Genomic DNA, 25,394 nt, shown 5'->3' on the forward strand with positions numbered 1-25,394 from the left:
AGGTAGGGTCGGTGTTTTCTAGAACGCGCAATCCACGGGAAAGCCGCAAACTAGCCGTTGCCGGCGAGCAGCCGCGCTGCTGCCGCCCTCGCCTCCTCGGTGATCGAGGCGCCGGCAAGCATGCGGGCGATTTCTTCCGTACGCGCCCTGTCGTCCATGCGGGCGACGCGGGTGGCGATCATTTCAGATTTTTCCGCCGACGGGCCCTTGGAGATCAGAAGATGCGTCGCCGCGCGCGCGGCCACTTGCGGCGCGTGGGTAACGGACAGCACCTGGACATTCTTGGAAAGCCGCTTCAGCCGCTGGCCGATGGCATCCGCAACCGCCCCACCGACGCCGGTGTCGATTTCGTCGAAGACGAGCGTCGGTGCCGAGCCGCGATCGGCAAGCGCCACCTTCAGCGCCAGCAGGAAGCGCGAGAGTTCGCCGCCGGAGGCGACCTTCATGATCGGTCCCGGCCGGGTGCCCGGGTTTGTCTGCACATGGAATTCGACGAGATCAATGCCGTCAGCGGTCGGCGAGGTTGGATCGCTCGCGACCTCGACCATGAAACGCGCCCGTTCGAGCTTCAGCGCCGGCAGCTCCGCCATCACGGCGGCCGAAAGTGCCTCCGCCGTGTGGTGGCGTTTCTCGGAAAGCGACCGGGCCGCCCCGTCGAACGCTGCCCTCGCCTCGCCCACCTGCACTTCCAGCTGCTTCAGCTTCTCCTCGCCGGCGTCCAAATCGGCAAGGTCGGCAATCATCCGCACGGCAAGCGCCGGCAGTTCGGTGACCGGAACCGAGTATTTGCGGCTTGCAGCGCGCAGGGCGAAGAGACGCTCCTCGGTGCGTTCCAGTTCCTTCGGATCGAATTCGGTATCGCGGAGCGCCCGCTCTACCGCCATCTGGGCATCCGAAAGCTGGTTGAGCGCGCCGTCCAGAAGCTCCACCGTCTCTTCGAGCAGACCCGGGGCTTCATGACTCTTGCGCTCGAGCCGGCGGACCAGCGAGGCGATCAGTGGTACCGGTGAGCTATTGCCGTTCAGAAATTCGGATGCCTCGCTGATATCGCCGGCGATCCGCTCGGCCTTCATCATCCGCGCCCGGCCCTCGGCCAGTTCCTCCTCTTCGCCGTCGCGTGGCGAAAGCGTCTCCAGCTCTTCGACCGAGGAGCGCAGATAGTCGGCTTCGCGTGCCGCTGCCTCGACGCGCTCGCGGTGTTTCTTGAGATTGCGTTCCGCATCCCGCCAGCCGCGGTAGAGCGCTCCAACCTCCTCTGCCGCCTCCGACGTGCCGCCGAAAGCGTCGAGCAGCGCACGGTGCGCATCGGTATCGACCAGCGCCCGGTCGTCGTGCTGGCCGTGGATTTCGACGAGCGTCTGGCCGAGCTGGCGCATCAGCTGCACGCTAACCGGCTGGTCATTGACGAAGGCTTTGGTGCGACCGTCGGTCGACTGCACGCGGCGGAAAATCAGGTCGCCATCGTCGTCGATGCCGTTTTCGCGCAGCATTAGCCGCGCCGGGTGGCCGGTCGGGACATCGAAGACCGCAGTCACCTGCCCCCTGTCCTCGCCGTGGCGCACGAGCGAGCCATCGCCGCGGCCGCCGAGCGCCAACGAGAGGCTGTCGAGAAGGATGGATTTACCCGCGCCGGTTTCGCCGGTCAGCACGGAGAGCCCGGCATCGAAGGTGAGGTCAAGCCGTTCGATCAGGACGATATCGCGGATCGAGAGCTGCGCGAGCATCCGGTTTCGTATCTTCCTTGTCGAGCGCTGAGCAGGTCAGGCGCCGATGAGCCTCTTGCCTGCGCGCGCAATCCAGGACGTACCGCTTTCGCGCGGCTCAAGTCCGCCCGATTGCAGCAGTTTGAAGGAATCGGCATACCACTGGCTGTCCGGATAATTGTGCCCGAGCACCGCCGCCGCAGTCTGCGCTTCCGTGGTTACACCCATGGCGTAATAGGCCTCGACGAGTCGGGCAAGCGCTTCTTCGACCTGGTTCGTGTTCGGATACTGCTCGACAACGACGCGGAACCGGGAAACGGCGGCAAGATATTCCTTGCGCTCGAGATAGTAGCGACCGACCTGCATTTCCTTGCCGGCGAGCTGGTCGCGGGCGAAACGGATCTTCGCCTGGGCATCCTCGACATAGTCGGAGTCCGGATATTTGTCGAGGACCGTCTGCATCGCCTCGATCGCCTTGCCGGCCGCCTTCTGGTCCTGCGTTACCGAAGGGATCTGCTTGGTATAGGCGAGACCCTGAATATATTGCGCATAGGCCGCATCTTCCGATTGCGGGTAGAGGTTAAGGTAGCGGCTGGTGGCGTTGATCGCGTCCTGATACTGGCCGTTGCGGTAGGCAACGAAGGCGTTCATCACCAGCGCCTTGCGGGCGTATTCGGAGAACGGATGCTGCTTGTCGAGCGCTTCGAACTTGCGCGCCGCTTCCGTCGTCTTGCCGGCATTGAGGTTGGCAAGGCCCTGGTTGTAGAGAACCTCCGGCGGATCGGTTTCCGCCGCGAGCTTGGTGATGTCGATATCCGGGTCGTTCTGGCAGGCTGTGATCAGGCTGCTGCCAACCACAGCCGCAACAACGACCGCGGCGACGCGCACCGATTTTCTTATGTCGAGCGAAACTGCAAGAACCATCGAATATTCCCGTTTCATTCGGCGGACCGCGTCCCGCCAGACCTGCGCGTTTTAGAGCAAATTGCCTCAAGATCGCAACGTCATGATCAGCAATTCATGCAAATTTGTGGCGGTATGCAGTGCTTTGCACGTTTTCCACGGATGAAAGCCGTCCAATACTTGGCGCGGAAGCATGTTCCTGGCCGCAATTCGGCTTCCGGGAATCATCCCGCACAATGAAAATGCCGGCCTTTCGGCCGGCGACTGGAGAAGAACTGACGTTTATTGTTATGCGGACCAGGGCGCAAAACCCGGAGCTGCGACGGCGACCATATCGCGTGAGCGGGTGCGCTGACGCGGCGTGGCCGTTTCGACGACCTCGTAGGCGGTGGGGTCGCTGAGCAGCGCCTTCAGCGCGTTCGCGTTCATCTTGTGGCCGCCGCGATAGGAGCGGTAGCAACCGATGAAGGGAGCACCGGCGAGAGAAAGATCGCCGACAGCATCAAGGGTCTTGTGGCGGACGAACTCGTCCGCATAGCGCAGCCCCTCGACATTGACGACCGTGTTGTCGTCCGAGATGACGACCGAGTTTTCGAGCGACGAGCCGAGCGCAAAGCCACCGGCCCACAGCCGTTCGACGTCGCGCATGAAGCCGAAGGTGCGTGCGCGCGACAGTTCGCGCTTGAAGACCGACGGCGTCATATCGCCCTTCCAGGCCTGACGGCCGATCAGCGGGCAGTCGAAGTCGATCTCGACCTCGAAGCGCATGCCGTCATAGGGCGTGAACTCCGACCAGGAAGCGCCCGAGTCGATGCGCACCGGCTTGATGATGCGGATATAGCGGCGCTTCACGGCCAGCGCCCTCAGGCCGACCTGTTCGATCGCGTCGATGAAGGGCTCGGAGCTGCCGTCCATGATCGGCATTTCGGCGCCGTGAACCTCGACGAGCAGGTTGTCGAGGCCGAGCGCGTAGATTGCTGCCATCACGTGTTCGACCGTGGCGATCGACGTCGCAGGCGAGAAGCCGAGAACTGTGCAGAGGTCGGTGTTGCCAACCTGCGACGAGACGGCCCTGAACTCGGCGACGCGGCCGCCAGCGAGAACGCGCTGAAACACGATGCCAGCGTCGGCCTCGGCCGGATGGAAGGTGATCGACACTTCCACGCCGGAATGGACGCCAATTCCCTTCAGCGTAACCGGGTTCGCAATCGTCGTCTGAAACCCGAGGAGTTCAATTCCCATTCTCGTCTTCACTTTCACTCAATGAGGTCCTGGCACTCGATACGGCGCCGGCCAAATGCACCAAGGATGCACCGATGTTCAAGGCGCAAGTCAGAACCTCGAGGATCCGCACCTATTGGCCAAACCCTCGGCTCTTCGAACTAACAGCGCCCGATCGAATCGTATGCGTCCCCAATTCCGATGCTGAAAATAAGATTTTGGAGGCACCATTCCAAATCACTGTTCGTTTCGCATTGTTACGCAATTGTCATGTGCGCAACACAAATTACAAGCCATTGAAATAATGAAGAAAATCGAAAAATGCCCGGGCGGCTGCCCGGGCATTCGGCAAGGTGAAGGAACAGTCCTTCAAGATCAGTTCGACTGGCGGCGAAGGAATGCCGGGATTTCGAGCTGATCATCTTCGTGCGAGCGCGCCTGCGGCGAGACGCGGCCGTGATCGTCAAGCTGACCGCGACGCGGTGCATAAAGGCTCGCTTCCGGCGACAGCGGGCGGCGCTGCTGCGACGCTGCGCTCGGTGCTGCCGCCGTCATGTCGGCCGAGACGCCGTGATCGTCGTCATCGCGACGGGAAAGCGAATTGGTGATTCGCTTCAGGAGCCCCATCGGTCCACGCTCTTCCTGGTGCGCGGGAGCGGCTTGCGCGCGATGATCGATCTCAGCCTTCACGACCGGCGGGAAGTCCTCGACCTTCGGCATGCGCACCGGTTCGGCCTGCTGGCGCATGACCGGAGCCGGCTCGTGGCGGACCGGCTGCGGCTGCACTTGCGGCTGGACGTGTGCCTGGACCGGCATCTCGACCGGACGCTGCACCGGCGGGGCCTGACGCACTACGGGAGCGGCCTCCACCGGCGCGGCGCCGGCGAAAAGCTTGCTTTGGGGCCGAAAGGCTTCCTCTTGCATCTGTTGGACGTGTTGTACCTGTTGAACCGGCGCAGCGACCTGGGCGCGGGCGGCGATATCGAGTTCGCGCTCCATCTCGGCTTCGCGGATTGCGAGTGCGATCTGGTCGACCGTGTTCTGCTGCTGCACGGGCTGAGCGACCGGCTGCGGTGCCGGCTGCTGATGCTGGGCGACTGGCTGCGGCTGGGCCGGGATTGCGGCGGACGGGCGAACGATCGGCTTCGGCGCTACCGGACGAAAGTCAACAGTACGACCGGCCACCTCCGCGGCCGTGCGATCGATACCGGTTGCAACGACGGAAACGCGGATCAGGCCTTCGAGTTCTTCATCGAAGGTGGCGCCAAGGATGATGTTGGCGTCGGGATCCACTTCCTCGCGGATACGCGTTGCAGCCTCGTCGACCTCGAAGAGCGTGAGGTCGCGACCGCCGGTGATGGAGATGAGCAGGCCCTGAGCGCCCTTCATCGAGGTTTCGTCGAGCAGCGGGTTGGCGATTGCGGCCTCGGCGGCAGCCATTGCACGGCCTTCGCCCGATGCTTCGCCGGTGCCCATCATGGCGCGGCCCATCTCGCGCATCACCGAGCGGACGTCGGCGAAGTCGAGGTTGATAAGGCCTTCCTTGACCATGAGGTCCGTGATGCAGGCAACGCCCGAATAGAGGACCTGGTCGGCCATGGCGAAGGCGTCCGCGAAGGTCGTCTTGTCATTGGCGATGCGGAAAAGGTTCTGGTTCGGGATGACGATCAGCGTGTCGACCGACTTTTGCAGTTCGGTAATGCCCTGATCGGCAAGGCGCATGCGGCGCTGGCCTTCGAAGTGGAAGGGTTTGGTGACGACGCCGACGGTGAGGATGCCCTTGTTGCGAGCGGCCTGGGCGACGATCGGAGCCGCGCCCGTACCGGTGCCGCCGCCCATGCCGGCGGTGACGAAGCACATGTGCGTGCCGTTCAGGTGATCGATGATCTCGTCGATGCACTCTTCGGCGGCTGCGCGGCCGACTTCCGGCTGCGAGCCGGCGCCGAGACCTTCGGTGACGGCGACACCCATCTGGATGATGCGTTCAGCCTTGGTCATGGTGAGCGCCTGCGCATCGGTATTGGCGACGACGAAGTCGACGCCCTGCAGGCCCGCGGTGATCATGTTGTTGACGGCGTTGCCGCCGCCGCCACCGACGCCGAAGACCGTGATGCGGGGCTTCAGCTCGGTAATATCCGGCTTTTGCAAGTTGATGGTCATTTCACTGTTCCTTCTCGTTTTCTGGCCGCCTTGCCGAGCCGGCCAAATCCTTCAAAACTCAAACACCTGTTACCTCCGACGCCCCTGCGGCATCGGCGAAACTCAGAAACTCTCTTTCAGCCACTGCCCCATGCGCGCGATACGGCTGTTGCCGCCGCCGAAGGTGGCGAACATGCCGCCGTGAGCAGCATGGGTCTCGAGATCGGCGACCTGCGGATAGATCATCAGTCCGACGGCCGTGGAGAACGCCGGCCCCTTGGCGGCGGCCGGCAGCCCGGACACACCGAGCGGGCGACCGATGCGGACATTGCGGGCGAGGATGCGCCGCGCCGCTTCCGGCAGGCCGGTCAACTGGCTGGCGCCGCCCGTCAGCACGATGCGCTTGCCGACGATCGGGCTGAAACCGGAGCGCTGGATGCGGTCGCGGATGAGCTCCAGGGTCTCCTCGATGCGGGCGCGAACGATGCGCGAAACCAGCGCCCGCGGCACATGGGTCGGCTGGTCGCGGTCGTCCTCGCCGATCGGCGGGACGGAGACGATGTCGCGCTCGTCGGCGCTGTTCGGGAGCGCGGATCCGTGCACGACCTTCAGCCGCTCGGCATCCTCGATGCGCGTCGAAAGTCCGCGAGCGAGATCGGTAGTGACATGGTGACCGCCGAGGCTGACGGCATCGGCATGAACCAGCTTGCCTTCGGCGAAGACGGAAATCGTCGTCGTGCCGCCGCCCATGTCGATCGCCGCGCAGCCAAGCTCCACCTCGTCGTCGACGAGTGCGGCAAGACCGCTGGCATAGGGCGTCGCAACAATGCCCTCGACCGAGAGATGGGCGCGGTTGACGCAGAGCTCGAGATTCTTGAGAGCGGCCCGCTCGACTGTCAGCACGTGCATGTCGACGCCAAGGACGTCGCCGAACATCGCCAGCGGATCGCGGATGCCACGCTCGCCGTCGAGCGAGAAGCCCGTCGGCAGCGAATGCAGGATCGCCCGGTCGGAGCGCAGCGACTGCTGGCCGGCAGCGGCGAGCACCTTCTTGAGATCGCTGGCATCGACCTCCTGTCCGCCGAGATCGATCGTCGCGGTATAGACGTCACTCTGCAGGCGGCCGGCGGAAACATTGACGATCAGGCTGTCGATCGTCAGCCCCGCCATCCGCTCCGCGGCGTCGACCGCAAGCCGGACGACGCCTTCGGCCGCGTCGAGATCGGCGATGACGCCGTTCTTCACCCCGCGCGACTTCTGATGGCCAATGCCGATGATTTCGATGTTGTGGGTGCGCCCCGGCAAGATCTGGCTTTCGGCGCGCGGCGTCAGCCGGCCGATCATGCAGACGATCTTGGTCGAGCCGATATCGAGCACCGAAACGACATGCGACCGCTTGGAAGACAGCGGCTTCAGACGCGGAAGACCTAAATTGGAAGAACCGAACAAACTCATATCCGCTTCTCCTGGGCTTTCAGCATCTTCTCCCTCGCCTTCAACGCGACTTCCCGCCGGGCAACGGCTTCCGGCGTCAATTGTACTGTGGTGCGGTCTTCAAGCCTCAGATCGACAGCGGCGATGTCGCGCTCGAGAAGCTGGTGCTTCTCCTCCATCTCGGCGAGAACCTTCATCGCCCGCGCGACGTCGTCCTCCGGAAGCTTGACGATGATGCCGTTGTCGAGGCGCAGGTCCCACCGCCTGCTGGAAACCCGCACGAAAGCCTTCACGCGCGAGCGGAACTCCGGCCAGCGGGAGAACTCGTCGTAGAAACCGGCGGCCGCCGTCTCGGCGTCGCGGCCGACGAACAGCGGCAGGGCGGCGAACTTGTTGTCGCGAAGCGGCGCGATGACGCTGCCGCTACGCTCTATCAGCGACAGGTCGGAACCGTGCTGCCAGATGCCGAAAGCCTTGCGCTCCTCGAGATTCACCTCGATCGTGCCCGGATAGACCTTGCGCACGGTGACGTTCTGCACCCAGGGCAGTTCGCTGATCAGCCTGCGCGCCTCGGCGATATCGAGAGCCACGAGCGACGTCGTGCCGTCCAGTCCGAGTTGCTGAAGAATATCGATCTCGGATGTCTGCTCGTTGCCGGAAACCCGCACGTCCTCGATTGCAAAGCCTGCGGCGGTCGTCGAGGCCTGAGCGAAATTCTGCGTGTGGCCGCCGAGCGACATGCCGTAAAGGCCCGTCGCCGCCAGGAAGGCAGCGGCCGAAAGCGTGCCGGTATGCGCCGGAAAGCGGATGCGGCCGGTACCGAGGCTCACCAGGAAACGGGCGACCTTGCGCAATGGACGCGGCAGGACGAACGTCTCATCCGCCTCGGCGGCGACGCCGAGCGGGTGACGCACCCTTTTGCCCCTTCTGCCCCTCAACGCAAACACGATGCGTCCTCCACCATCCACCTGAGAAACTCACCAAACTGAAGGCCCGCATGCTGCGCCATCTCGGGCACCAGGGAGGTCGGGGTCATGCCGGGCTGGGTGTTGATTTCCAGCCAGATCAACTCGCCTTCGCCGGTACCGCGATCATCGAAGCGGAAGTCGGATCGGCTGACGCCGCGGCAACCGATTGCCTGATGCGCCTTCAAAGCGAGTGTTTGTATTTTTTGGTAAATATTTGGTGAAATCTGCGCCGGAATGACGTGGCTTGAACCACCTTTTACGTATTTTGAATCATAATCGTAGAAGGCATGCCCCTGCGGAATGATCTCGGTGACGCCAAGTGCGACGTCGCCCATGACACCGCAGGTCAGCTCGCGGCCAGCGATGTAGCGCTCGACCATGACACGATCGCCGTAGCGCCATTCGCTCGACGTGATCACCTGCGGCGGATGCGACTGATCCTCCTTGACGATCACGACGCCGAAGCTCGAGCCTTCGCGAACCGGCTTCACCACGTAGGGCGGCTTCATCGGGTGCTCGTTGCCGAATGTCCGCCGATCCATGATCAGCGCCTCTGCAACCGGAATGCCGGAGGCCTTGGCGACATGCTTGGCCTGCGCCTTGTCCATCGCGAGCGCCGAGGCAAGCACGCCGGAATGCGTGTAGGGAATCTCGAGATATTCCAGGATGCCCTGGATCGTGCCATCTTCGCCGAACGGACCATGCAGGGCGTTGAAAGCGACATCCGGGCGGAGATCGCCGAGAACGGCAGCCACATCGCGGCCGACATCCACGCGCGTGACGCGATAGCCTTCGGCCTCGAGGGCATCGGCGCAAGCAGCCCCGGAAGACAGGCTCACCGGCCTCTCCGAGGAAAATCCGCCCATCAGGACAGCAACATGCCTGCCGCTCATCAAAACCCCCAAACAATGCGCCACTATCACAATGCTTGCTTGCGCCTGGCTGATTCCGGCTGCCGAGTCACCGGTGATAGAACAGGACCACTAGAACGGCATTATGGTTAATGAAGTGTTTACTTTGGTTAACTCTTCTCACGAAACGCATCAGGTTTGGCACCGGAAAACGCCTGCCGAAACAGTGCAATTAGGCAGAAAATCAGTGCCTTGTGCGGCCGCGTTTAGAAACGAGTGCAGAAGTCGGAAAAATAATGGCGTCGGGCCTCCCCCAAAGGCGACTGCGCCTACCGCAATAATGCTGCTCCGGCCGCCAATTTAGTTCGCATTTCTTACTATTTCCGGCTTTCTCCGGATCGAAACATGCGCTAAGAACCGGGGACCGCCTCCCAAGACGGCAAGACAATCATATCAGGAACAAGACAATGACAGACGCGACAACCTCGCTGTCGCCGAAGGATAGTGCGTTGCATCGGCCGGCAGTGAACTCTCCCGGCCGGGTGCTGTTCGCCAGCCTCGTCGGCACGACGATCGAATTCTTCGACTTCTATGTTTATGCGACCGCGGCGGTGATCATCTTCCCGCACCTCTTCTTTCCGTCGGCGGATCCGACCTCGGCAATGCTGCAATCCTTCGCCACCTTCTCGATTGCGTTTTTCGCTCGCCCCTTCGGCGCCGTGGTCTTCGGCCATTTCGGCGACAAGGTCGGCCGCAAGGCGACGCTGGTCGCCGCGCTGATGACCATGGGTATTTCCACCGTCGTCATCGGTCTCCTGCCGACCTACGCGACGATCGGCATCGCCGCGCCGCTCCTGCTTGCGCTGTGCCGCTTCGGTCAGGGCCTCGGGCTTGGCGGTGAATGGGGCGGCGCCGTGCTGCTCGCGACAGAGAACGCGCCGGAAGGCAAGCGGAGCTGGTATGCGATGTTCCCGCAGCTCGGCGCGCCGATCGGCTTCATCCTTTCCGCCGGCACCTTCCTCGTGCTCGGAGAAGTGATGAGCGAAGAAGACTTCCTCGCCTGGGGCTGGCGTGTGCCCTTCATCGCCAGCGTGCTCCTCGTCATCGTCGGCCTTTATGTCCGCCTGAAGATCACCGAGACGCCGGAATTCCAGAAGGCGATCGACAAGCATGAGCGCGTTCAGGTTCCGGTCGCCGCGATCTTCCGTTCCCACAAGCGCAGCCTCGTGCTTGGCACTTTCGTAGCGCTCGCGACCTTCGTTCTGTTCTATCTGATGACCGTCTTCTCGCTCTCCTGGGGCACGGCGAAACTCGGTTATTCCCGCGAGCAGTTCCTGGTCGTCCAGATGGCGGGCGTCGTCTTCTTCGGTCTGATGATCCCGGTTTCGGGCATTCTTTCGGATCGCTTCGGCCGGCGCCTGGTTCTGGTGCTGACCACCATCGGCATCGGCCTCTTCGGTCTCGTCATGGCTCCGCTGATGGCGAGCGGCCTTGGCGGCGCCTTTGTCTTTTCGATCATCGGCCTCGGCCTGATGGGGCTTACCTACGGGCCGATCGGCGCGGCGCTCGCCGCCCCCTTCCCGACGGCGGTGCGCTATACCGGCGCGTCGATGACCTTCAACCTCGCCGGTATCTTCGGCGCGTCGCTGGCGCCCTACATCGCCACCTGGCTTGCGACCAACTACAGCCTTGGCCATGTCGGCTATTACCTGCTCGCAGCCGCGCTGATCACGCTCGTCTGCCTGCTGCTATCAAAGGAAGAAGAAGTCTCCGCCTGAGGCAGCTCCAGGCAAAAAGCAAAAAGGGCCGCGACGGTAAGCCGTCGCGGCCCTTTTCCATAACTGCTCCCGGCTCAGGCGATGCCGCGGCCGAGGAATTCCTTGATCTCGTAACCCGGCATGAAGTTGCCGATACGCTTGATTTCCCATTCGAGGCGAATGCCGGAATGTTCCAGCACACGGGAGCGCACGGTTTCACCGAGATATTCGAGCTCGTAGCCGGTCGCCTGCCCCGTATTGATCATGAAGTTGCAGTGGAGCGGCGACATCTGGGCGCTGCCGATCATCATGCCGCGGCAACCCGCCTCATCGATGAGCTTCCAGGCGGAATGGCCTTCCGGGTTCTTGAAGGTCGAGCCGCCGGTCTTCTCGCGGATCGGCTGCACCGTCTCGCGATGCTGGCGCACGGCGTCCATGTCGGTGCGGATCTTGTTCTTCTCTTCCGGATAGCCTTCGAAAATCGCATGCGTGAAGATCAGATCCTTCCCCGCCGCGGTGTGGCGATAGCTATAGCCCATGTCGGCATTGCTCAGCACATGCTTGTTGCCCTTGCGGTCGACTGCATGCACCTCCACGACCCGCTCGCGCGTTTCGCCGCCATTGGCGCCGGCGTTCATCCGCAGCGCCCCGCCGATAGAGCCTGGAATGCCGTAGTAGAAATAGAAGCCGCCAATGCCGTGATCGAGCGCCATGGCAGCGATATTCTTGTCCGGGCAGATGGCACCCGCCTTGATGCGGTTTTCACCGACGAGTTCGAGATCGCCAAAGCCCTTGGCCGAAAGCCGGATGACGACGCCGGGTATACCGCCGTCGCGCACGAGCAGGTTGGAACCGACGCCGATCACCATCACCGGCACATCCTCCGGCACAAGCTTCAGGAAGGTGACGAGATCGTCCGTGTCGTGTGGCTGGAACATGAGCTCGGCAAGCCCGCCGGCGCGAAACCAGGTCACGCGGTCCATCGGGGCATCGGGGGTGATGCGTCCGCGGACTGTGCTGACGCCGCTTCCGAGCGCTTCGAGAAGTTTCTGACCGTTAACCTGTTTCATGCTCAAATTCCTGAAATATTCGCGAGTTCCTTGGGAAGGGCCGCAGCCCAATAAGTAATACTGCCAGCGCCCAAGAGAACCACAAAATCGCCCGGCTGCGCAATCTTCGAGACGATCGGCGCGATCGTCTCCTGCCCACCGACGTAACGCGCGTCGCGATGCCCCGCCGCCTTGATGCGGTTGACCAGCACTTCCGAATCCACTCCGTCGATCGCGTCCTCACCCGCCGCGTAGACCGGCGCGATCAGGATCGTGTCGGCATCGTTGAAGCAGGAGGCGAAGTCCTCGAAGAGGCTCGAAAGACGGCTGTAGCGATGCGGCTGGTGCACGGCGATGATCCGGCCCTGGCAAGCCTCGCGCGCCGCCCTCAACACCGCCTTGATCTCGACCGGGTGATGGCCGTAATCGTCGAAGATGCGGGCACCGTTCCACTCGCCGGTGAGCGTGAAGCGCCTCTTGACGCCACCGAAGGCGGCGAGCCCCTTCGCGATATCCTCCGTCTTGATGCCGAGGCGCTGGGCGACGGCGATGGCGGCCGTGGCATTGGAAACGTTGTGGCGGCCCGGCATCGGCAACCGCAGGTCCTTCATCGTGATCACCTGGCCGGTGCGGCGGCGGCGGATCTCGATATCGAAGACCGAGGTCGCGCCGTCCATGCGTATATTGTGGTAGCGCACGTCTGCCTGCGGGTTCTCGCCATAGGTGACGACCTTGCGGTCCTCGATCTTGGCGACCATCGCCTGGACCTCGGGGTGGTCGAGGCAGAGCACGCCGAAGCCATAGAAGGGCACGTTCTCGACGAACTGCCGGAAGGCAGCACGCACCGCGTCGAAATTGCCGTAGTGGTCGAGATGTTCGGGGTCGATATTGGTGACGACCGCGATGTCGGCGGGCAGCTTCAGGAATGTGCCGTCCGACTCGTCCGCCTCGACCACCATCCACTCGCCGGCACCCATGCGAGCATTCGTGCCGTAGGCATTGATGATGCCGCCATTGATGACCGTCGGATCGAGCCCGCCCGCATCGAGCAGCGCCGCGATCATCGAGGTCGTCGTGGTCTTGCCGTGCGTGCCGCCGATGGCGATTGCGTTGCGGAAGCGCATGAGCTCGGCCAGCATCTCGGCGCGCCGCACCACCGGCAGGAACTTTTCACGCGCCGCGATCAGTTCGGGGTTGTCCTTCTTGATCGCAGTCGAGACGACGACGACTTCGGCATCGCCGAGGTTTTCAGCCTTATGGCCGACGGAGATCTTGATGCCCTTCTCGCGAAGGCGCTGCACGTTGGCGCTGTCCGACTGATCCGACCCCTGCACCCGGTGCCCGAGATTGTGCAGCACCTCTGCGATGCCGCTCATGCCGATGCCGCCGATACCGATGAAATGTACGAGCCCGATCGTCTTCGGCATTTTCATGAGCGTGTTTCCTTGAATTTCTCGACTGTCAAACCGCTGGCAATAGCCTCTACGAGAGACGCAAGCAAGCGCGCGGCGTCCGGTTTGCCGGTTTCGCGGGCACTGGCGGCCATCTGCGCCAGGGACTGTGGATTGTTCATGGCATCGGCGAGAATGCCCGAAAGCCGCTCGGCGCTGAGCTCGGCCTGCGCAATCACCCGGGCACCGCCCTTTGCCGCGAGTGCGGCCGCATTCGCCGCCTGATCGTGATCGAGCGCATAGGGATAGGGCACGAGGATCGCCGGCCTGCCGATCACCGCGAGCTCGGACACGGTCGATGCGCCCGAGCGGCAGATGATGAGTTGGGCGGCTGCTATCCGCGCGGCCATGTCGTTGAAGAAGGGAGAGACCTCCGCGGGAACGCCGAGTTTGTCATAGGCCGCGCTAACGCCTTCCCGGTCCTCGGGACGCGCCTGCTGCGTGACCCGCAGCCGCTGGCGCGCACTGTCCTCGAGACGGCAGATCGCCTGCGGGATCGCCTGCGAGAAATATTGCGCGCCCTGGCTGCCGCCGAAGACGACCAGATGGAACGGTGCGTCGTTCGAGGAAACCGCATAGGGCATGCCCGCCGCCTCGAGCACGGCCGGACGAACAGGATTGCCGGTCGTCACCGTTTTCGTCGCGAACGCCCCGGCGCCCTCCGGAAGAAAGCCGCCGGCGATCGCCTGCACCCGCGAGGCCAGCATTTTGTTGGCCCGCCCCATCACCGCGTTCTGCTCGTGGATCATCGAGGGGATGCCCATGCCGGTGGCAGCGAGCAGCGGCGGCACCGTCGGGTAGCCCCCGAAACCGATCACCGCCTGGGGCTTCAGGTGTGCGATCAGCCGCCGCGCAGCGCGCAGGCCGGTCCAGAGTTTCCAGACCGATCGCGCCAGCTTGATCGGGTTCTTCGAGCCGATCGTCGCGGAAGGCACAACGTGGATCTCGTCGGCGGGAAACCGTCCGGCAAAGCGCTCGGCGCGGCTGTCCGTCGCCAGATGCACGTCGTAGCCGGACGCCCTCAGCTCATGCGCCAGCGCTTCCGCGGGAAAGAGGTGACCGCCGGTGCCCCCGGCGGCAAGAAGAATGATGCCTTTGCTCATGACTTACTCCGCCGGCATTCCGACGCCGGATCGAAAGAGGCTGCGCTCCACGGCGCGCTTCTCCGGCCGGTGCCGGGTCAATGCCAGGACGAAACCGGCCGTCACGCAGATCGCCACCATCGAGGAGCCGCCATAGGAAATCAGCGGCAGGGTCATGCCCTTGGCCGGCAGCAGTTCGAGGTTCACGCCGATATTGATCATCGACTGGATGCCAATTTGCAGCACCAGGCCGGCAACGGCAAAGCGGTTGAAATCGTTCCGCTCGCGGAAGGCATGGCTGAGACCACGCATGACGAGGAAGGAAAAGATCAGCACGATGACCATGCAGAAGACAATGCCGAATTCTTCCGCCGCGACCGAGAACACGAAGTCGGTGTGGCTGTCGGGGATGATGCGCTTGACGACGCCCTCACCCGGGCCGCGACCGAACCAGTCGCCGCGAATGATCGCTTCGCGTGCCGTGTCCACCTGGAAGGTATCGCCCTCGCCGGTCAGGAACCGGTCGATACGGCCGGCGACGTGCGGCAACATCGTATAGGCGACGAAGAAACCGCCGACCGCGGCGCCCGCAAGCACGATGATCCAGAGCCACGGCATGCCGGCCATGAAGAACATGCCACCCCAGACGGCAGTGGTCAGGATGGTCTGGCCAAGGTCCGGCTGGGCGACAAGAAGCGCGCCGACGATGCCGAAAAGCAGGATGGCGAAAAGATTGCCTGGGATTTCCGGCTGCCTCGCGTGCTCGGAGAAAAGCCAGGCGCAGACGACCACGAAGGCCGGCTTCATGAATTCCGAGGGCTGAATCGAAATGCCGGCGATCGATATCCAGCGTAGCGAGCCCTTGACCTCCTGACCGACGAAGAGAACCAGCACCATCATCCCGAGCGAGACACCGAGCAGGATGATCGCTGCGCGCCTGACCTGGCGCGGCGACAGGAAGGAGATGCCGACCATCACAGCGAGCGATGGCAGAAGGAAGAGCGCGTGACGCTTGACGAAGTGGAAGCTGTCGAGGCCGAGCCGCTCGGCAACCGGCGGGCTCGCCGCAAAAGAGAGCATAAAGCCGACGCCCATCAGGAGGATGAAGGTCGCCAGAAAAAACCTGTCGATCGTCCAGAACCAGTCGGCCACAGGGCCACGTTCGGCTCGGCTTACCATCTGTCTGTCCCCTTTTCCGGCGCAGGTCCGCGCCAACGTCAATCGTTCAGGCCCGACTCCGCTCGTCAGACGAGCATGGTCACGCCTTCGAGTGCCGCCACATGCCCGACAAAGGCATCACCACGCACCTCGAAATTCTTGTACTGGTCGAAGCTTGCGCAAGCCGGGGAGAGCATCACGGCCGAGGGCCCGCCCTCGTCCCGTGCCGCATCCGCCGCCGCATGGGCGACCGCCTTCTCCAGCGTTCCGGAAATCTCATAGGGCACGGCCTCGCCGAGCGTCGCCGCAAAGGCCGGCGCGGCCTCGCCGATCAGATAAGCCTTGACGATCTTCGGGAAGAATGGCGCAAGCGAGGTGATGCCGCCCTCCTTCGGGAGACCGCCGGCGATCCAGTAGATCCGATCGTAGCTCGACAGCGCCGGCGCCGCGGCGTCCGCATTGGTCGCCTTGCTGTCGTTGACGAAGACGACGTCGCCCTTCTTTCCGACCGGCTGCATCCGGTGCTTGAGACCCGGGAAGCTGCGAAGCCCGGCGACGATGTCCTTCTCGTCGACGCCGACCGCAAGGCAGGCCGCAATCGCGGCGGCGGCATTCTGGGCGTTATGCCCGCCGCGCAGCGTCTGGATGCCGTCAAGATCGGTGAAGAGCGAAGATGTGCCGCCGCGGGCGCGCATCAGCCGCGAGCCTTCGGCATAAAACCCGTCGGCAAGCACATTCCGGCGCGAAATGCGCACGACCCTCGTTCCGGCGCGCTCCACCCGGTCGGCGATCAGGCTCGAGAAGCTGTCGTCGATGCCGACGATCGCCGTGCCGCTTCCGGCCACCAGCCGTTCCTTGATATTGGCATAGTGCTGCATCGTGCCGTGCCGGTCCAAGTGGTCCGGCGTCAGGTTGAGCAGCACCCCGGCCGTGGACTCGAGCGTCGGCGCAAGATCGATCTGATAGGAGGAGCATTCCACCACGTAGAAACGCCCGGCCTTCGGCGGATCGAGCGTCAGCACCGCGGTGCCGATATTGCCGCCAAGCTGGGTGTCGCGCCCGCTTTCCCTGAGGATATGGGCGATCAGCGCCGTCGTGGTCGACTTGCCGTTGGTGCCGGTGATGGCGATGAAGGGGCAATCTGAGGCATGCACCCGGCGCTCACGCACGAAGAGCTCCACGTCGCCGATGATCTCGACGCCGGCCTGGTGGGCCAGATCGACCGTCCAATGCGGCTTCGGATGCGTCAGCGGCACGCCCGGAGAAAGCACGAAAGCGGCAACGGCAGACCAGTCGAGGCCACGCAGGTCGGCCGTTGAAATCCCCGCTGCCGCGGCCTTGGCGACGCTGTCGGGATTATCGTCCCAGGCGACGACCTCCGCCCCGCCCGCGACCAGCGCTTGCGCCGTCGCGAGGCCGGAACCGCCGAGCCCGAAGAGTGCAACCTTCTTGTCCTTGAATGTGGTGACCGGGATCATCGCGCACTCACCTGAGCTTCAGCGTCGAAAGGCCGATCATCGCGAGGATGACGGCGATGATCCAGAAGCGGATCACCACCTGGCTTTCCGTCCAGCCCATCTTCTCGAAGTGATGGTGGATCGGCGCCATGAGGAACACGCGGCGGCCGGTGCGCTTGAACCAGAACACCTGGATGATCACCGATAGCGTCTCCATGACGAAGAGACCGCCGATGATGATCATCACGACTTCATGCTTCGTGGCGACGGCAACCGTGCCGATGAGGCCGCCGAGCGCCAGCGAGCCGGTATCACCCATGAAGATTGCGGCGGGTGGCGCGTTGAACCAGAGAAATCCGAGGCCCGCGCCGATAACGGCGCCGAGGATCACGGCGAGTTCGCCGGTGCCCGGCACGAAATGGATCTGCAGATAGTTGGCGAAAACGGCGTTGCCCGCGAGATAGGCGATGAGGCCGAAGGCGGCGGACGCTATCATGACCGGCACGATGGCAAGGCCGTCGAGACCATCGGTCAGGTTCACGGCATTGCCCGCACCGACGATAACGAAACCGCCGAAAAGCACGAAGAAATAGCCGAGATTGAGCATCAGGTCCTTGAAGAACGGGAAAGTCACCGAGGAACCAAAGGTGGAGCCGGCGGTCCCCGCCGAAACCGCTGCCTGCATCATGAAGAAGACGGCGATCGCCGCGATCACGAATTCGATACCGAGACGCGCCTTGCCGGAAAAGCCCTTGTCCGACTGCTTGGTCACCTTGAGATAGTCGTCATAGAAGCCGATCGCGCCGAAGCCGAGCGTCACCAGCAGGGTCGAAACCACATAGACGCTGGAAAGGTCGGCCCACAGCAACGACGAAACGACGATACCCGCGAGGATCATCAGGCCGCCCATTGTGGGTGTACCAGCCTTCTTGAAGTGGGTCTGCGGACCGTCGGCGCGGATCGGCTGGCCCTTGCCCTGGCGGATGCGAAGCGATGCAATCATCGCCGGGCCGAACAGGAAGACGATCAGGGCGGAAGTGAAGAGAGCTGCACCCGTGCGGAAAGTGATGTAGCGAAAGAGATTGAAAAATTGAAAGTGGTCCGCCAGTTCCACGAGCCAGATCAGCATAAGGGACCTTTCCCCAAAGGTTTAGAATCGGACATCGTCCAACAGAATCATCTGAAAGACGTTACCCGCTTGTGGTCGACTATGTTAAGGCCATATCCCCTGGCCGAGGGCGGTATCCACCAGCACTGCAGCGCCGTACGTCATTTCAGGCGCACAAAGATTGCTGCAGCACTTCCAATCACCGCATGTCTTTTCCTTGGATCGGTTCGGACTAAGGAGACATGCAGTGGTGGCAACGCCCGCTATACTTCCCCGCCCCTCGCCGCCTCTTCCGGATAGGCGTTGAGAAGCGCCTGAACGATTCTCGCGCAGCCGGTTCCCTTGGACGACTTGACCATCACCACATCGCCGGCAGCAACCGCCGCGAGTGCGTAGTCGGTGAGATCGTCGACGGCCTCGCGATAAACGACAGAAACCTCCGGCGGCAGAGCGTCGCGCAGATGCGCCATCTCGGGCCCGGCGATCCAGACGTCGGCAATGCCGGCCTCGACGATCGGCTCGGCAAGAGCGGCATGGACCTCGGCGGCGTGCTCGCCCATCTCCAGCATGTCGCCGAGGATCGCGATCCGGCGTCCGCCGACGGGTGGCTCGGCGTCGCGCAGCAGCGAGATCGCCGCGCGCATCGAGGCCGGATTGGCATTGTAACTCTCGTCGATGAGCGTCAGCCGACTCGCGCCGACCTTCAGACGGTGCTGCAGTCCCCGACCCTTTTCCGGCCGCATCGTCGCAAGCGACGCCAAGACCTGATCGAGATCGGCGCCTGCGAGCTTCGCCGCCGCGACCACGGCCAGCGCGTTCTCGGCGATATGGCGCCCCGGAGCGCCGATCGCGACCTCCAGCGTCCTGCCGCCAATCCCGGCCCAGAGCACCGATCCTTCCGACCGACCAGTGAATTCGACCAGCCGGAACTCGGCCTTCGGATTGGAACCGAAGGAATGGATGTAGCTCACGCCGGCAGCACCGGCGGCACGCTCCAGCAGATTATATTGCGGGCTGTCAATGTTGAGGACGGCGTGCCCGCCTTTGACGACACCCTCGAAGATCTCGGCCTTCGCCGCGGCGATCTCGTCGAGGCTTTCGAAGTTGCCGAGATGGGCGGGAGCGATGCTGGTGACGACCGCCACGTGCGGGCGAACCATCTTCGTCAGTGGCCGGATTTCGCCCGGGTGATTCATGCCGACCTCGAAAATGCCGAAGTCGGTCGCCTCGGGCATCCGCGCAAGGGTCAGCGGCACACCCCAGTGATTGTTGAAGGAGGCAACGGAGGCATGCACCCGGCCGAGCGGGGACAGCACGTGTCTCAGCATTTCCTTCGTCGTGGTCTTTCCGACCGATCCGGTGACGGCGATCACCTTTGCCGCACTGCGATCGCGCGCGGCGCAACCGAGCCGGATCAGCGCCTCGAGCACGTCATCGACGACGATCATCGGCGCGATCAACCGGCCGAGGGCGGGAATCTTGCCTTCGCTGACGACAAGAAGGGAAGCGCCGTTGGCAAGCGCGATCCCGGCATAGTCATGGCCGTCGACGCGATCGCCCTTGATCGCGAAAAACGCCTCGCCCTTGCTGATCGTTCGGCTGTCGATCGAGATGCCGTCAATGCCCTCTGGCAGATTTCCGACCGGACGGCCGTTCATCGCAGCCAGAAGATCGCTGCTTGTCCAGAGCCAGTTCAAGTCACAGCCCTCCCAATGCCTTGCGTACTTCCTCGTGGTCCGAGAACGGCAGCGTCACGGAACCGATCGTCTGCCCTTCCTCATGTCCCTTGCCGGCGACGATCAGCGTGTCACCGCTTTTCAGCATCCCGACCGCAGTTCGGATCGCTTCGGCGCGGTCGCCGATTTCGGTCGCGCCCTTGGCCGCGGCCATGATCTCGGCGCGGATGACTTCGGGTACTTCCGAGCGCGGGTTGTCGTCGGTGACGATGACCACATCGGCAAGCCGCGTGGCGATCTCGCCCATAATCGGCCGCTTGCCCTTGTCGCGGTCGCCGCCGCAACCGAAAACGATAATGATCCGGCCGGTGGTGAAAGGCCGAACCGAGGTCAACACGTTCTCCAGCGCATCCGGCTTGTGCGCATAATCGACATAGGCGAGCGCGCCATCCTTCGTGTGCCCGACGAGTTCCAGGCGCCCGGACGCGCCCTGCAACTTCTCGAGCGCCGAAAAGGCGGCCTTGGCGCTGATGCCCGTGGACATGGCAAGGCCGGCGGCAACCAGCGCGTTGGCGATCTGGAAATCGCCGGCAAGCGGCACGTGGATTTCAAAGATATCGTCGCCGACATGCACCTCCGCCGACTGCTTGTGGCGGAAATGCTCGACGCGCTTCAATGTGATGAATTCGCCCTTGCGTCCGACGGTGCGCACGTCCCGGCCCGCCTTGCGGGCGGCGGCGATCGCCTGGTCCGACCATTGGTCGTCGGCGAAGATCACCGCCGGCGCGCCCTTGGGCAGGAGGTTGGAGAAGAGGCGCATCTTCGAGGCCATGTAGTGTTCGACCGTCGGATGATAGTCCATGTGGTCGCGGCCGAGATTGGTGAAGGCGGCGGCGGCAAGCCGAACGCCGTCGAGCCGGCTCTGGTCGAGACCGTGGCTGGACGCTTCCATCGCCGCGTGCGTCACGCCGGCATCAGCGAGTTCCTTAAGCAGCTTGTGCAGTGAAACCGGGTCCGGTGTGGTCAGCGATCCATAGTCGTTGCGGCCAGGCGCCACGACGCCGGTCGTTCCGATCATCGCGGCAGAAAGGCCCGAATGGGCCCAGATCTGCCGGGTAAAGGAAGCGACGGAGGTCTTGCCGGCCGTGCCGGTCACCGCCACCATGGTTTCCGGCTGTCGACCGTAGAATGCGGCGGCAGCCTTCGCCAGGAAACGACGCGGCTCCGACATTCCGAACACCGGCACACCGGCCTCGGCAACCGCACCAGCCACCGTGACCACGGCCGCAGCGCCGCGCGAAAGGGCATCGGCGATATAAGCGGCACCATTCGCCTTCGTCCCGGCGACGGCGACGAAAAGGTCGCCTGGCTTGACCTGCCGGCTATCGGCCGTAATCCCGGCGATCTCGATATCCGAGGAAACGCCCTTCAGTTGCGCCGAAAGTTCCGGGAAAGCGGCTCCCGCCAGGTCCTTGATCTTCATGAACTGCATGTCCCGCATCGATATCGATCCGCCGGATCGCGAATCGTTCGCATTCTCATTTCACGGTCAATAAGACACAAGCAAGGCAGAACCGTCTTCTCCAAATTTCGGTTCGACGCCGAGAAGCGGCGCGGAGCGGCTGATGATGTCGCGCACCATCGGCGCTGCGTTGGAGCCCGCGGTACGCCCGCCACCCTCGCCGGTCTTCGGCGCATCGATGAAGGTCAGCACGATGTATTTGGGATTGTCGATCGGGAATGCGGCGAGGAAGGCGTTGAAGTTCAGATCATGGGCGTAACGGCCGTTAACCACCTTGTCGGCCGTGCCGGTTTTGCCGCCGACGTTGAAACCGGGAACGAGCGCCCGCTTGCCCGAGCCGGCAATGCCGTTCCAGCGAAGCAGGAAGCGCATGTCGTCACTTGTGCTCTTCTTGACGACCGCCGTCGCGAGGTCGTTTGCTTGCTCCTCCGTGCGCGGCAGGAAGGTCGGCGGAATGAGCTTGCCGCCATTGACCAGCGCAGCCCCGGCAACCGCCGTCTGCAATGGCGTCGTGGAGACGCCGTGGCCGAAGGAGATGGTGATCGAGTTGATCTTCTTCCATTCGCGCGGCTGGGACGGTGTCTTGACCTCTGGAAGTTCCGTCGGCAGCTTCGAGAGAAGCCCGATGCGCGTAAGGAATTCCTTGTGTCCGGGAATGCCGATGAGGTCGGCGATCTTGGCCGTGCCGATGTTCGACGAGTACTGGAAGATCTCCGGCACCGTCAGCACGCGGCGCTTGCCGTGAAAATCCTTGATGGTGAAGCCGCCGATGCGGATCGGCGCCGACGCATCGAAGCTGTCGTTGAGCGTCACCTTGCCGGAGTCGAGCCCCATCGCGATCGTGAAGGTCTTGAAGGTGGACCCCATCTCGAACGTGCCGTTCGACATGCGGTTCATCCAGCCTTCCTCGGCGCCTTCCGCCGGCTTGTTCGGGTCGTAGTCGGGGACCGAGGCCATTGCCAGCACTTCGCCGGTGTGGACGTCGAGCACGACGGCGCCGGCGGCGATCGCCTTGAAATTCGTCATGCCGGCCTCGATCACGTCGCGCACGATATTCTGGACGCGCACATCGATCGAAAGCTTGACCGGCTCGAGTTTGGCATCGCTGGTCATGCCGATCGCAGCGAGGTCGGCAAGACCCTGGTTGTCGATGTAGCGCTCCATGCCGGCAACGCCGCGGTTGTCGATATTGACATGGCCGAGGATATGGGCGGCGGTCGGGCCGCCGGGGTAGAAGCGCCGCTTTTCCGGACGGAAGCCGACGCCGGGAATGCCGAGCGCCAGGATTTCGCTCTGCTGCTTCGGCGTCAGCTGCCGGCGCAGCCATTGGAAACGCGACTTCGACTTGAGTTTGTTGTAGATCTCGCGAGCATTAAGATCGGGCAGAACCGTCGCCAGGCGCTCCACCGCTTCGTCGGCATCGACGATCTTGTGCGGCTCAGCATAGAGCGACACGGTGCGGATGTCGGTTGCGAGGATTTCGCCGTTGCGATCGAGGATGTCGGGACGCGAAGCCATCAGATTGTCGGCGCGCCCGATCGACGAAACGGTCTCCGGCTGCGCCATGCCGTACTGCACCAGTCGCCCGCCGATTACCGCATAGACGATGCCGAAGCTGGCAATGACGATCGCCACCCGGTTCTTGGCCTGGCTGGCGCTCTTCTTGCGCGCTCCCTGGATCGTGACGTTGACCCCATCGGATGGCCGGTTGTTGCCGCCCGCCGAGAAATGCGCCTTGCTCTTCAGCACCATGATACGGGAGAGAAACGACATCAGCGCGCCACCGATCCTGTTGCGATACCATCTGTCTTGATGACGGCGGCAACGCCGTCGTCAGCCGCCTTATCGCCTTCCGGTTGCGGCAGATCCGCTCTCAGCATCGGCAGTTCCTCGGGCCGCGCGAGTTGTGTCGAAGGGGTCGGCGCGAGTTGCAGGTCGGCGGCGAAGGCGCCCACGAGGCGCTCGAGCCGGTTCGGCTGCGTCAGCAGCGCCCAATCCGCCCTCAAGAGATCGATGGTGTCTTCCTCGAGCTTGATGGCAGCGTCCAGCCGGCGAACTTCTTCGCGCTTGTTCTCGGCCTGATGCTTGATTGTGTATGTGACGGTAGCAGCTGCCGTCATGACGACGATCAGGACAATGTCGAGCGTTCGCAGCATCTTCTCTTAGCCCCCCAGTTTCGCAAGGCTCGCCAGTTCCGGCAGATTGAAAATGGACAGATCGTTTCCCGGCGACGGGGCCTCCGTGCGGATGCCGGCCCTGAGCTTGGCAGACCGGGCGCGCGGATTGCGGGACGCTTCTTCCTCGCCGGCTGCAATCATAGGCTTGCCAACTGGCGTGAAGGTTGCGGCGCGTGCAGCAACCATCGGCAGATGGCGGGATCCCGCCGCCTTGCCGGACCGGTCCTGGAAGAACGTCTTGACGATCCTGTCTTCGAGAGAATGGAAAGTGACGACCACAAGGCGCCCGCCGGGCTTCAGCACCCGCTCGGCAGCAAAAAGCGCATTGGCGAGCTCCCCGAGTTCTTCGTTGACGAAGATGCGCAGCGCCTGAAAGACGCGGGTTGCGGGATGGATCTTGTCCTTGGCCTTGCGTGGCGTCACGGTCTCGATGAGGCCCGCGAGGTCGCGCGTCGTTTCGAACGGCGCCTCAGTGCGGCGCTTCTCAATGGCGCGGGCGATGCGGCCCGCCTGCTTCTCCTCGCCGAGGAAGCCGAAGATGCGGATGAGATCCGAGACCTTGGCGCGGTTGACGACATCGGCAGCAGAGACACCGGAGGCCGACATGCGCATGTCGAGAGGCCCTTTCTTCTGGAAAGAGAAGCCCCGCTCGGCCTCGTCGATCTGCATCGAGGAAACCCCGATATCGAGCACGACGCCATCGAGGCCCTCTGCCGGCGCATTTTCGGCGAGTTCCGAAAAACGGGAATGAACAAGCTTAAGCCGCCCATCGGAGGCAGCGACAAGAGGTTGACCTGCGGCAATCGCCGTCGGATCGCGGTCGAGCGCGATCACGTCGGCGCCCGCCGTCAGGATGGCGGACGTATAACCGCCGGCCCCAAACGTGCCATCGAGAATGATCTTGCCAGGCGCAGGTTCGAGGGCAGCGAGCACCTCGGTCAACAGGACGGGAATGTGACGAACCGGTCCGCCGCCGGCTTCAGAATCTCCGCCGCCTTGATCCGTCACCATTCCGCCTCTCCATTCTATTCCGGACGCAACCCCCGTTGCTTGCGCCCTTCCCGGGCCTCCGCCTGCGCCCTCGCAAACGCCTGCGGCTCCCAGAGCTGAAAATGATCGCCCCGTCCGACGAAAGTCACGTCGGTCGAGATGCCGGTGAAGTCGCGAATAAAATCCGTCACCATCAACCGGCCCTCCGGGTCGAGCTTCACAAAGACGCCGCCCCCATGAACGAGGAGCGACATCTGGTTGGCGGCATCCGAGAACGGATCCTCTGCCGCCATCTGCTTCTCGAACCGATCCAGAAGCTCCGGCCCACCGACGCTGATCGCCGGAAAGACGAAGTCCTGAAAGCAGTATAGCTCCCGGATGCCCCCATCCGAAAGCACGGCGCGGAACGCCGAAGGCACGGACACCCGCCCCTTTGCATCGATCCGGTTCGTAGCATGTGACAAGAAGCGGTTCATGACGCGAAACGGCCGCCTCCGACTGACGGGCCACGATCATTGGCCCGCGCGAACACCTGCCTGCGCGCGCAAAAGACCCCCGCCGGACACAAGCGTGCCCGCCCGACCCTTCCGAGGAAGGAACCTTGGAATTTTGCGATGATGGGCCACGACGCGGCCCTTGCGCAGTACCATTATGGGATAACATGGGACCATATGGGCGTCAATGGGAGAAGCTCGCAATAAGCCTCGCGAATGATCAAATATTGATAGGTTGTTAAGTTTAACAAAGG

At 63.3% G+C, this 25,394-nt stretch carries 20 protein-coding genes; 1 reads left to right on the forward strand and 19 read right to left on the reverse strand.

The features are described from left to right. Window positions 1-50: 50 nt before the first annotated feature. The 7 genes from recN to FKV68_RS14025 form a co-directional block, all read right to left on the reverse strand. Window positions 51-1,724: a DNA repair protein RecN gene (recN, locus tag FKV68_RS13995; RefSeq protein ID WP_180938407.1), complete on the reverse strand. Its 1,674-nt coding sequence runs from the start codon at window positions 1,722-1,724 to the stop codon at window positions 51-53. A gap of 36 nt (window positions 1,725-1,760) precedes the next feature. Further along, the gene (locus FKV68_RS14000) at window positions 1,761-2,627 is read right to left on the reverse strand and encodes an outer membrane protein assembly factor BamD (protein WP_180938408.1); all 867 of its coding nucleotides are present in this window, start codon (window positions 2,625-2,627) and stop codon (window positions 1,761-1,763) included. A 267-nt stretch (window positions 2,628-2,894) separates the two neighbouring features. After that, window positions 2,895-3,848 carry a UDP-3-O-acyl-N-acetylglucosamine deacetylase gene (gene lpxC / locus FKV68_RS14005; protein ID WP_180938409.1) on the reverse strand — a complete coding sequence of 318 codons (954 nt, stop codon included), beginning with the start codon at window positions 3,846-3,848 and terminating at the stop codon, window positions 2,895-2,897. Window positions 3,849-4,202: 354 nt separating this feature from the next. Further along, window positions 4,203-5,987 carry a cell division protein FtsZ gene (gene ftsZ, locus FKV68_RS14010; protein ID WP_180938410.1) on the reverse strand — a complete coding sequence of 595 codons (1,785 nt, stop codon included), beginning with the start codon at window positions 5,985-5,987 and terminating at the stop codon, window positions 4,203-4,205. Window positions 5,988-6,089: 102 nt separating this feature from the next. Continuing rightward, complete coding sequence (gene ftsA, locus FKV68_RS14015; protein WP_180938411.1) at window positions 6,090-7,421, reverse strand: cell division protein FtsA; 1,332 nt, start codon at window positions 7,419-7,421, stop codon at window positions 6,090-6,092. Continuing rightward, entirely contained in the window at window positions 7,418-8,347 is a 930-nt protein-coding gene (gene ftsQ, locus FKV68_RS14020) for a cell division protein FtsQ (RefSeq protein ID WP_180938412.1), read from the reverse strand. The genes ftsA and ftsQ overlap by 4 nt, the downstream gene beginning before the upstream one ends. Then, window positions 8,335-9,261, reverse strand: a complete 927-nt coding sequence (locus tag FKV68_RS14025) for a D-alanine--D-alanine ligase (protein WP_180938413.1) — start codon at window positions 9,259-9,261, stop codon at window positions 8,335-8,337. The genes ftsQ and FKV68_RS14025 overlap by 13 nt, the downstream gene beginning before the upstream one ends. Window positions 9,262-9,686: 425 nt before the next feature. Here FKV68_RS14025 and FKV68_RS14030 point away from each other — a divergent pair, with 425 nt between their 5' ends. Continuing rightward, window positions 9,687-10,997 (forward strand): MFS transporter, encoded by a 1,311-nt coding sequence (locus FKV68_RS14030; protein ID WP_180938414.1) that lies wholly within the window; start codon window positions 9,687-9,689, stop codon window positions 10,995-10,997. A 74-nt stretch (window positions 10,998-11,071) separates the two neighbouring features. On the opposite strand, the gene murB is transcribed toward FKV68_RS14030, so the two are convergent. The 12 genes from murB to mraZ all read right to left on the reverse strand — a co-directional run bounded on the left by murB (window position 11,072) and on the right by mraZ (window position 25,122). Beyond that, complete coding sequence (gene murB, locus FKV68_RS14035) at window positions 11,072-12,046, reverse strand: UDP-N-acetylmuramate dehydrogenase (RefSeq protein WP_180938415.1); 975 nt, start codon at window positions 12,044-12,046, stop codon at window positions 11,072-11,074. 2 nt (window positions 12,047-12,048) lie between these two features. After that, on the reverse strand, window positions 12,049-13,458 hold the full coding sequence (gene murC / locus FKV68_RS14040; RefSeq protein ID WP_180938416.1) for a UDP-N-acetylmuramate--L-alanine ligase: 1,410 nt from the start codon (window positions 13,456-13,458) through the stop codon (window positions 12,049-12,051). Then, window positions 13,455-14,579 (reverse strand): undecaprenyldiphospho-muramoylpentapeptide beta-N-acetylglucosaminyltransferase, encoded by a 1,125-nt coding sequence (gene murG / locus FKV68_RS14045; protein WP_180938417.1) that lies wholly within the window; start codon window positions 14,577-14,579, stop codon window positions 13,455-13,457. The genes murC and murG overlap by 4 nt, the downstream gene beginning before the upstream one ends. A 3-nt stretch (window positions 14,580-14,582) precedes the next feature. Beyond that, window positions 14,583-15,737, reverse strand: a complete 1,155-nt coding sequence (gene ftsW / locus FKV68_RS14050; RefSeq protein ID WP_180938418.1) for a putative lipid II flippase FtsW — start codon at window positions 15,735-15,737, stop codon at window positions 14,583-14,585. Between the two features lie 65 nt (window positions 15,738-15,802). Next, window positions 15,803-17,194 (reverse strand): UDP-N-acetylmuramoyl-L-alanine--D-glutamate ligase, encoded by a 1,392-nt coding sequence (gene murD / locus FKV68_RS14055; protein ID WP_180938419.1) that lies wholly within the window; start codon window positions 17,192-17,194, stop codon window positions 15,803-15,805. 7 nt (window positions 17,195-17,201) lie between these two features. Then, on the reverse strand, window positions 17,202-18,302 hold the full coding sequence (gene mraY / locus FKV68_RS14060) for a phospho-N-acetylmuramoyl-pentapeptide-transferase (protein WP_180938420.1): 1,101 nt from the start codon (window positions 18,300-18,302) through the stop codon (window positions 17,202-17,204). Between the two features lie 242 nt (window positions 18,303-18,544). Next, window positions 18,545-19,978 (reverse strand): UDP-N-acetylmuramoylalanyl-D-glutamyl-2,6-diaminopimelate--D-alanyl-D-alanine ligase, encoded by a 1,434-nt coding sequence (locus tag FKV68_RS14065; protein WP_180938421.1) that lies wholly within the window; start codon window positions 19,976-19,978, stop codon window positions 18,545-18,547. A 1-nt stretch (window position 19,979) separates the two neighbouring features. Then, on the reverse strand, window positions 19,980-21,440 hold the full coding sequence (locus tag FKV68_RS14070) for a UDP-N-acetylmuramoyl-L-alanyl-D-glutamate--2,6-diaminopimelate ligase (protein WP_180938422.1): 1,461 nt from the start codon (window positions 21,438-21,440) through the stop codon (window positions 19,980-19,982). Between the two features lie 66 nt (window positions 21,441-21,506). Then, window positions 21,507-23,252: a peptidoglycan D,D-transpeptidase FtsI family protein gene (locus tag FKV68_RS14075; protein ID WP_180938423.1), complete on the reverse strand. Its 1,746-nt coding sequence runs from the start codon at window positions 23,250-23,252 to the stop codon at window positions 21,507-21,509. After that, window positions 23,252-23,635: a cell division protein FtsL gene (gene ftsL, locus FKV68_RS14080; RefSeq protein ID WP_180938424.1), complete on the reverse strand. Its 384-nt coding sequence runs from the start codon at window positions 23,633-23,635 to the stop codon at window positions 23,252-23,254. The genes FKV68_RS14075 and ftsL overlap by 1 nt, the downstream gene beginning before the upstream one ends. Before the next feature lie 6 nt (window positions 23,636-23,641). Further along, window positions 23,642-24,667, reverse strand: coding sequence for a 16S rRNA (cytosine(1402)-N(4))-methyltransferase RsmH (gene rsmH, locus FKV68_RS14085; protein WP_180938425.1), 1,026 nt, complete (start codon window positions 24,665-24,667; stop codon window positions 23,642-23,644). A 14-nt stretch (window positions 24,668-24,681) separates the two neighbouring features. Further along, a complete protein-coding gene (gene mraZ, locus FKV68_RS14090; protein WP_180938426.1) occupies window positions 24,682-25,122 on the reverse strand; it encodes a division/cell wall cluster transcriptional repressor MraZ in 441 nt (146 codons plus the stop codon). Window positions 25,123-25,394 lie beyond the last annotated feature (272 nt).

This window comes from Sinorhizobium mexicanum, assembly GCF_013488225.1.
Taxonomy (GTDB): domain Bacteria; phylum Pseudomonadota; class Alphaproteobacteria; order Rhizobiales; family Rhizobiaceae; genus Sinorhizobium; species Sinorhizobium mexicanum.